Below are 6,691 nucleotides of genomic sequence, written 5' to 3'. Positions count from 1 at the left end.
GGTTAAAAATTGGCATTGACTATCAAGCACACTGTTGAGTTCTCAAGAAACGGACGCTCACCCGATCAAACCCTTCCGGGCCATCACCGGGGCAACTTCTCCATCTTACCCGACCCCCACCCCAGCAGCAAACCCGACCAGCCACCGCACAAGACGGCGACCCGGGCCACAACCAGGATCAGAACCAGAACCGGACCCTACCCGACTCAGACGAGCCAAGGAAACAGATCTCGGGGCGCCACCCGCGGGGACCAGCCTCACTGACCTGAGCCAGCTTGTCCGTTCCTCCCTGCCGGGCGACATCGAGAACAGTACGGGGCCCCTGCGTCGAGGTCAAATCCCGCTGCGGCGGCCCTGATGCCGACCGTCCGGGCGCAGTTCCTGTCCCGCTCCCGGGCGGTATCAACGCTGGTCGGAGCGTCGTCCAGCGACCCCGGGAGCGCTGGACGACGCTGCCCCGGAAGTGCCCGAGCGCGGGCCGCGGATCGTCGGCAGTGTGCCTGAACCGAGCGGTGCGCTCCTCGCTCGCCCGGCGCACCGCCGCGGCTCCCCCGGCGCACCGCCGCGCGGCACCTGACCCGACACCACGAGCAGGCGGAACGCGAAGAGGATCGGGAGCGTGGTGCTCCCGACCCTCCTCGGCATCCCCGCGACGCGCCGGCTAGACCTCGGCGCCCGCCGCCGCCTGCTCCACCACGGCGAGCGCGAGCGTGCGCTTCCCACGTCGCAGCAGCGCGTACCGCCCGTGCAGCAGGTCGGCCGGTTCGAGCACCGCGTCCTCGGTCACGACCTTCGCGTTGTTCACGTACGCGCCGCCCTCGGCGATCGCCCGCCGTGCCGCCGACCGACCCGCGACCAGGCCCGCTCCCGCGAGCGCGTCGACCACCGGAGTGCCCGGTGCCACGTCGACGCGCGGGAGCTCCGCGACGGCGGACGCGAGCGTCGCCTCGTCGAGCTCGGCGAGGTCGCCACGCCCGAACAGCGCCTGGCTGGCGGCGATGACGGCCTTCGTCGCCTCCTCGCCGTGGACGAGGGTCGTGACGTCCGAGGCGAGGGTGCGCTGCGCCTCGCGCGCGGCCGGACGCTCCTGCACGGAACGCTCGAGCGCTGCGATCTCCTCGCGCGAGCGGAAGGTGAAGATCTTCAGGAACCGGACCACATCGGCGTCGTCGGAGTTGACCCAGAACTGGTAGAAGGCGTACGGCGTCATCATGTCGGGCGCGAGCCAGACGGCGCCGCCCTCCGTCTTGCCGAACTTGGTCCCGTCCGCCTTGGTGATCAGCGGCGTCGTGAGGACGTGCACCGAGGCTTGCTCAGCCTTCCGGATCAGCTCGACGCCCGACAGCAGGTTGCCCCACTGGTCGTTGCCGCCGGTCTGGAGCGTGCAGCCCTCGCGCCGGAAGAGCTCGAGGTAGTCCATGCCCTGCAGAATCTGGTAGCTGAACTCGGTGAAGCTGATGCCCTGCTCGCTGTCGAGCCGCCGGGCGACGATGTCCTTGGCGAGCATCGTCCCGAGCCGGTAGTGCTTGCCGACGTCGCGCAGGAAGTCGATGGCCGTGAGCTCGCCCGTCCAGTCGAGGTTGTTGACGAGCTTGGCCGGGTTGTCGCCCTCGAAGTCCAGGAAGCGCGAGATCTGGGACCGCAGGCGGTCCGTCCACTCCGCCACGACCTCCTTGGTGTTGAGCGTGCGCTCGCTGCTGGGACGAGGATCACCGATCAGTCCGGTCGCGCCGCCGACGAGCGCGAGCGCCCGGTGCCCCGCGAGCTGGAGGTGACGCAGGAGGATCAGCTGGACGAGATGGCCGTGGTGCAGGCTCGGCGCCGTCGGGTCGAAGCCGCAGTAGTAGGTGACCGGACCCGCTCCCAGCGCGTCGCGCAGCGCGGCCTCGTCGGTGGACTGCGCCACCAGGCCCCGCCATTGCAGCTCGTCGAGAACGTCGCTCACAACCACTCCTTCGTCCGGCGCCCCGAGGATCGGGGCGCGTGCTCGGCGGCCCGTCGCGGACCGCGCTCCTAGTGTGCCGTGTCGCCCGGCGGTCGGGCGCGGGGATTCCGGCGACGGGTCGACGCGACGGCGTCCGCCGCGTGCCTGGTCACGGCGTCCGTGCACGGACCGCGCGGTACTCCGAGACCGTGGGCTCGTCCGCCAGCCAGTAGCGCCACGGGAACTGCCCGGCGTCGCCACCGTCGCCCGAGACCCCGACGCGAGGACCGGTCCGGACCTCGCCCCGCCCGGCGGGCGGCCCGTCGGTCCCGGGTGGGGCGGCGAGGTGGACGACGACCGCACCCGCCGGGTCGACGAGGTCGGCGCCGTACTCGTCGAGGTCGAGGTCGAGCGCGACCGCGAGCCGCGCCGGGCCGCGTGCGATCTGCCGGTCCGTGTCGCAGCGGCCCTTGGCGAGCCTGCGGGACCGCGCCAGGTCGACGCCGTCGGTGACCTCACCCGCGCGCAGCAGCACGGCCGACGCGCGGCCCTCGGGCGCGCAGACGACGTTCACGCAGTGGTGGAGGCCGAGGTGTCGGTAGACGTACAGCCGCCCCGCCTCGCCGTACATGGCCCGGTTGCGCTGCGACGGGCCGCGGAAGGCGTGGGAACCCGGGTCGCGCTCGCCGTCGTACGCCTCGACCTCCGTGATGCGCAGCGTCACGTCGCCCAGCGGGGTCCGGCGCGTGACGAAGGCGCCCAGCAGGTCGCGCGCGACGGCGTGGACGTCGCGGGCGAACCACGTGCGGGGCGGGACGGTGGCCGGGTCGAGGCGCGTCACGCGACCGCCCCCCAGCCGTCGAGGCGGACGTCCGCGCGCTCGGCCGTGCCCTCGTCCGCGTAGACCTGGCGCTCCTCGCGCATCCAGGCGAGCCAGTGCGCGCGCGCGTCCTCGCCGTCGCGGGCGAGGCCGCGGGCCAGGCGGACGTCGTCGGACGCCTCGACCCAGACCAGCAGGGACGTGAGGTCCGCGAGCCGGCGGGCGCCGGCCCCGCAGCCCTCCACCACGAGGAAGGGCGCGCGCGGGACGTCGTGCTCCTCGGCGAAGGCGCCCGCCTCCCAGTCGTAGCGCGCATACCGGCCGTCGCGGCCGTCCGCCCAGGGCGCCAGCACCTGTTCGACGAGCCGAGAGGTCCCGGCACGCAGGCCCGACCAGCCCTCGTAGAGGTCGTCCATGTGCACGACCTGCCCGGGCAGGGCCCCACCGAGCTGCGCGGCGAGCGTCGTCTTGCCCGAGCCGGCCGGCCCGTCGACCACCACGAGACGCGCCCGGTCGCCGGGCGGCCCGAGGCGCGGCTCGCCGTCGCGGGTCCGGGCGAGGAGACCGGCGAGGACGGCCGGGGACACGCTCATGCGCGCGCCCCCGGCGTCGGTGCGCTCAGTCCTGCGCCCACACGCGGTACTCCGCCGAGCGGGCACGGGCGGCGTCGAGCTGCTCCGCGACCCGCGCCGGGGCGGTGCCGCCGACGGCGTCGCGCGAGGCGAGCGAGCCCTCGACGCTCAGCACGGTGCGCACGTCGGGCGTGAGGTGCTCGGAGATCTCCGCCAGCTCGGCGTCCGTGAGGTCCCACAGCTCGATGCCGCGGTCCTCGCAGAACTTCACGCACGCGCCCGCGACCTCGTGGGCCACGCGGAACGGCACGCCCTGCCGCACGAGCCACTCGGCGATGTCAGTCGCGAGCGAGAAGCCCTGGGGCGCGAGCGCCGCCATGCGGTCCGTGTCGAACGTGAGCGTGCGGACCATGCCCGCGAACGCCGGCAGGAGGACGGCGAGCGTGTCGACCTGGTCGAAGACGGGCTCCTTGTCCTCCTGCAGGTCGCGGTTGTACGCGAGCGGAAGGCCCTTGAGGGTCGCCAGGAGGCCCGTCAGGTCGCCGATCACGCGTCCCGCCTTGCCGCGCGCGAGCTCGGCGACGTCCGGGTTCTTCTTCTGCGGCATGATGCTCGACCCGGTCGAGTAGGCGTCGTCCAGGCGGACGAAGCCGAACTCCTTGGTGTTCCAGAGGATGATCTCCTCCGAGAACCGCGACAGGTCGATGCCCGCCATGGCCGCGACGAACGCGAACTCCGCCACCACGTCGCGCGATGCGGTGCCGTCGATCGAGTTCTCGACCGGACCGTCGAAGCCCAGGTCCGTCGCCACGGCGGCGGGGTCCAGGCCGAGAGACGAGCCCGCGAGCGCCCCCGAGCCGTACGGCGAGCGCGCGGCGCGGACGTCCCAGTCGATCCAGCGGTCCACGTCGCGCAGCAGGGGCCACGCGTGGGCGAGCAGGTGGTGCGCGAGCAGCACCGGCTGCGCGTGCTGGAGGTGCGTGCGGCCCGGCATCGGCGCGCCGGGGTGCGCCGCCGCCTGCTCGACGAGCGCGTCCACGACGTCGAGCACGAGGTTCGCCAGCGTGCGCGCCTGCTCGCGCAGGAACAGCCGGACGAGCGTCGCGATCTGGTCGTTGCGCGAGCGGCCCGCGCGCAGCTTGCCGCCCAGCTCCGGGCCGGCCCGCTCGATCAGGCCACGCTCGAGGGCGGTGTGCACGTCCTCGTCCGCGAGCACCGGGAGGAACTCCCCTGCCGCGACGTCAGCCTCGAGCCGGTCGAGGGCGTCGAGCATGCCCGCGAGCTCGTCACCCGTCAGCAGCCCGGCCTGCGCGAGCACGCGGGCGTGGGCCCGCGAGCCGGCGATGTCGTACGGGGCGAGGCGCCAGTCGAAGTGCGTCGACTGGCTGAGCGCCTGGAGCTCGCGCGACGGGCCGCCGGCGAACCGGCCGCCCCACAGGCTCACGCGCTCCTCGCGCCCGGCCACCGTGGCCCCGGTGCCACCCGCGGCGGGCGCGACGTCGGAGCCCGGCGTCGCGGCGTCCGCGGCCTGGGGAGTCTCGTCAGCCATGGCTCACAGCGCCCCGGTGCCGAAGTCCACGCCGTTGCCGAACTTCACGTCGCGCGCGGCAGCGAGCTTGGCCTGCAGGCCGTAGATCTCGATGAAGCCGCGGGCCTGCGACTGGTCGAACGCGTCGCCCTCGTCGTAGGTGGCGAGGTTGAAGTCGTAGAGGGACGCCTCGCTGCGGCGGCCCGTGACGGTCGCGCGGCCGCCGTGCAGCACCATGCGGATGTCGCCGGAGACGTACTTCTGGGTGTCGTCGATGAACGCGTCGAGCGAGCGCTTGAGCGGGCTGAACCACATCGCGTCGTACACGAGCTCCGACCAGCGCTGCTCGACGGTGCGCTTGTAGCGGGCCTGCTCGCGCTCGAGCGTGACGTTCTCGAGCTCCTGGTGCGCGACGATGAGCGCGATCGCGCCCGGCGCCTCGTAGATCTCGCGCGACTTGATGCCGACGAGGCGGTCCTCGACGATGTCGATCCGGCCGACGCCCTGGGCGCCGGCGCGGCGGTTCATCTCCTGGATCGCCTGGAGCGGCGTGACGGCCGTGCCGTCGATCGCGACCGGGAGGCCCTGGTCGAAGGTGATGACGACCTCGTCGGCGACCGGCGGGAACGTCGGGTCGTCCGTGTAGGAGTAGACGTCCTTGGTGGGCTCGTTCCAGATGTCCTCGAGGAAGCCCGTCTCGACGGCGCGGCCCCACACGTTCTGGTCGATCGAGAACGGGTTGTGCTTGGTCGTCGCGATCGGCAGGTCGTGCTTCTCTGCGTAGTCGATGGCCTTCTCGCGCGTCAGCGCCAGGTCACGGACCGGGGCGATCGACTTGAGCTCGGGGGCGAGCGACGTCGTCGCGACCTCGAAGCGGACCTGGTCGTTGCCCTTGCCGGTGCAGCCGTGCGCGACGGTGTCGGCGCCGAACTGGCGGGCCGCGCGCACGAGGTGCTTGACGATGACCGGGCGCGAGAGCGCGGAGACCAGCGGGTAGCGGCCCTCGTACATGCCGTTCGCGCGCAGCGCGGGCATGCAGTACTCGGCGGCGAACTCGTCGCGAGCGTCCGCGACGTAGGCCTCGACGGCCCCGCAGTCCAGCGCGCGCTGGCGGATGACGGAGAGGTCCTCGCCGCCCTGGCCGACGTCGACCGCGACGGCGATGACCTCGGCCCCCGTGGCCTCGCCGATCCAGCCGATGGCGACGGAGGTGTCCAGGCCGCCCGAGTAGGCGAGCACGACGCGATCAGTCATGGCGGTTCATCTCTTTCTGGTCCGTGGTGATGGTTCAAGCAGTGGGGTTCAGCGGTCAGTCGCCCGCGAGCGCGAGGAACCGCTGGGCGACCCGCTCGCCGCCGTCCTCGCCGCCGCGGGCGACGACGAGGATCGTGTCGTCCCCGGCGATGCAGCCGAGCACGTCGGGCAGCACCGAGTGGTCGATCGCCGAGGCGAGGTAGTTCGCGGCGCCGGGCGGCGTGCGCAGGACGACGAGGTTGCCCGACGACTCCGCCGACACCAGCATCTCCGCGCACAGCCGCGCGAGGCGAGCGGAGAGATAGCCGGCGTCGGTCGCGGCCTGCACCGACCGGTCGCCGCCCTCGCCGGGCACAGCGTAGACGAGCGCCCCCGACGTCGTGCGGACCTTCTCGGCCCGGAGCTCGATGAGGTCGCGCGAGAGCGTGCCCTGCGTGACGCTCAGGCCGTCGGCCGCGAGCGCACGAGCGAGCTCCGCCTGGGAGTGGATCTCTCCGCGCGCGATCGCCTGGACGATGCGCGCGTGGCGGGCCGCCTTCGTGGCGGGCGTGGTCGACGCCCCGAGCCCGGGTGTGGCGGTCTCGGCACCCAGG

The 6,691-nt window shown here is 73.1% G+C and carries 6 protein-coding genes; all 6 read right to left on the bottom strand.

Going from position 1 to position 6,691, the window contains the following annotated elements:
* Positions 1-661: 661 nt before the first annotated feature.
* Complete coding sequence (tyrS, locus tag ACLQ14_RS15970; RefSeq protein WP_425814776.1) at positions 662-1,945, bottom strand: tyrosine--tRNA ligase; 1,284 nt, start codon at positions 1,943-1,945, stop codon at positions 662-664.
* 148 nt (positions 1,946-2,093) lie between these two features.
* The gene (locus ACLQ14_RS15965; RefSeq protein WP_425814774.1) at positions 2,094-2,765 is read right to left on the bottom strand and encodes a DNA-3-methyladenine glycosylase; all 672 of its coding nucleotides are present in this window, start codon (positions 2,763-2,765) and stop codon (positions 2,094-2,096) included.
* Positions 2,762-3,337 (bottom strand): uridine kinase family protein, encoded by a 576-nt coding sequence (locus tag ACLQ14_RS15960; RefSeq protein WP_425814772.1) that lies wholly within the window; start codon positions 3,335-3,337, stop codon positions 2,762-2,764. The genes ACLQ14_RS15965 and ACLQ14_RS15960 overlap by 4 nt, the downstream gene beginning before the upstream one ends.
* Positions 3,338-3,362: 25 nt before the next feature.
* The gene (gene argH / locus ACLQ14_RS15955) at positions 3,363-4,865 is read right to left on the bottom strand and encodes an argininosuccinate lyase (protein WP_425814770.1); all 1,503 of its coding nucleotides are present in this window, start codon (positions 4,863-4,865) and stop codon (positions 3,363-3,365) included.
* Positions 4,866-4,868: 3 nt separating this feature from the next.
* Positions 4,869-6,098 carry an argininosuccinate synthase gene (locus ACLQ14_RS15950; RefSeq protein ID WP_425814768.1) on the bottom strand — a complete coding sequence of 410 codons (1,230 nt, stop codon included), beginning with the start codon at positions 6,096-6,098 and terminating at the stop codon, positions 4,869-4,871.
* Between the two features lie 55 nt (positions 6,099-6,153).
* Positions 6,154-6,690, bottom strand: coding sequence for an arginine repressor (locus ACLQ14_RS15945; RefSeq protein WP_425814790.1), 537 nt, complete (start codon positions 6,688-6,690; stop codon positions 6,154-6,156).
* Between the last annotated feature and the right edge of the window lies 1 nt (position 6,691).

The sequence above is a fragment of the Luteimicrobium sp. DT211 genome (assembly GCF_049844995.1).
Taxonomy (GTDB): domain Bacteria; phylum Actinomycetota; class Actinomycetes; order Actinomycetales; family Cellulomonadaceae; genus Luteimicrobium.
Note: the sequence above shows the minus strand (reverse complement) of the source record. Positions and strands in the feature narration are given on the sequence as shown.

What these genes read in the sequence shown, in the direction of transcription:
- argH (WP_425814770.1), bottom strand. Translation starts at nt 4,865, where the DNA reads ATGGCTGACGAGACTCCCCAGGCCGCGGACGCCGCGACGCCGGGCTCC.
- ACLQ14_RS15960 (WP_425814772.1), bottom strand. Translation starts at nt 3,337, where the DNA reads ATGAGCGTGTCCCCGGCCGTCCTCGCCGGTCTCCTCGCCCGGACCCGC.
- ACLQ14_RS15950 (WP_425814768.1), bottom strand. Translation starts at nt 6,098, where the DNA reads ATGACTGATCGCGTCGTGCTCGCCTACTCGGGCGGCCTGGACACCTCC.